The 1,640-nt window shown below is 63.5% G+C and carries 3 protein-coding genes; all 3 read left to right on the top strand.

The annotated features are described in order from the left end of the window. Positions 1–84 precede the first annotated feature (84 nt). On the top strand, positions 85–489 hold the full coding sequence (tnpA, locus tag ACYVNQ_RS09275) for an IS66-like element accessory protein TnpA (RefSeq protein WP_460902198.1): 405 nt from the start codon (positions 85–87) through the stop codon (positions 487–489). Between the two features lie 8 nt (positions 490–497). Further along, entirely contained in the window at positions 498–857 is a 360-nt protein-coding gene (gene tnpB / locus ACYVNQ_RS09270) for an IS66 family insertion sequence element accessory protein TnpB (RefSeq protein ID WP_460902197.1), read from the top strand. Positions 858–887: 30 nt separating this feature from the next. Beyond that, the coding region (locus ACYVNQ_RS09265; RefSeq protein WP_460902196.1) for an IS66 family transposase at positions 888–1,640 on the top strand (753 nt) is incomplete at its 3' end.

Genomic DNA, 1,640 nt, shown 5'->3' with positions numbered 1-1,640 from the left:
GTAAGCGAGTTCTCAGCACCGTCTGGAACTGAGCATTGAGTTTGGCTACTTTGGTGTCCACCAAATTTTATAGTGGGCGCAATCGTGGACAGACCAGCACAAGCCAAACGCATCAAACGCCCGAACTTCCCCGTGGAGTTCAAACGGCAAGTTGTCGAAGCGACGCTGCAGCCCGGCGCGTCGGCTGCACTGATTGCACGCGAACATGCCGTGAATGCCAATCTGCTGTTCAAATGGCGTCGCCATTACCTGGCTGGCGATTACGGCATGCCCGACGTTGCAGAGCCATTAACGCCCGAGCCAGCAGCGTTGAACTGGCTACCAGTAGCAGTCGTGCAGCCGGTACCGCTGGCGCCCGAAGAACCAGCATGCCCTGCGCCCCGCGCCGACCACGTGTACGAGATCGAATGCGGCGATGCGAGGCTGCGCCTGAGCGGCGACATCCCCACCGCCACCCTGATCGAGATCGTGCGGGGTCTATCACGGTGAACGTGCTGATGTTGCCGTCTGCCGTTGGCCTGCCTGGCGGATCTCGCGTATGGCTCGCTGCCGGCGTCACCGACATGCGCGCGGGCTTCAACAGCCTCGCCGCAAAGGTGCAGACCGTGCTCGAGCGCGATCCGTTCAGCGGCCACGTGTTCGTCTTCCGCGGCAAGCGCGGCGATCTGCTCAAGGTGCTGTGGTGGAGCGGCGATGGACTGTGCCTGCTGATGAAGCGCCTCGAGAAGGGCCGCTTCGTGTGGCCGCAGGCCACGAGCGGCACGGTCCTGCTCAGTTCCGCACAACTGTCGATGCTGCTCGAAGGCATTGATTGGCGCCAGCCCACACGCACTGCACGCCCCACGTCCGCGTTGTAAACGTCCGCGCCGACACGTAAACTGTCGGACATGACTTCCGCCGACGCCCTTCCTGACGACATCGAGGCCCTGAAGGCCATGCTGCGCCAGCGTGACGCCCAGATCGGGCATCTGCAGGATGTCGTCGATTCGCAGAAGGCGGCCATCGCCTCCGGCAAGGCCGAGATCGAGCACCTGAAGCTGCTGATCGCGAAGCTGCGGCGCATGCAGTTCGGCCGCAAGTCAGAGAAGCTCGATCGCCAGATCGAACAGCTCGAGCTGCGCCTCGAAGACCTCGAGGCCGATGAAGGCGCAGCGCCGGTGGAAATCCCGAAGACGCCTCGCACCGCGCCCGAACAGATCCAGCGCAAACCGCTGCCCGAACATCTGCCTCGGGAGGTGCAAACGCATATGCCGGCCTCGGGCGAGACGTGTACGGAATGCGGTGCGCCGATGAAGCCGCTCGGCGAAGACGTGTCAGAGCAGCTCGAATACGTGCCTGCCAGCTTCCGCGTGATCCGGCACGTGCGGCCGAAGTTCGCCTGCTCATGCTGCGACCACATCGCACAGGCAGCCGCACCGAGCCGGCCGATCGAACGCGGTCTGGCGGGTCCAGGCCTGCTGGCTCACGTGCTGGTGACGAAGTTCGCGGACCACGTGCCGCTTTACCGTCAGTCGGTGATGTATGCCCGCGAGGGTGTCGAGCTTGATCGCTCGTTACTGGCGAAGTGGGTCGGTCACAGCGCAATGCTGCTGCAGCCACTGGTTGAAGTGTTGCGTCGCCATGTGATGGCGGCAACGAAA

This window comes from Paraburkholderia jirisanensis, assembly GCF_054782355.1.
This window is presented reverse-complemented; position numbering and strand designations above follow the sequence as displayed.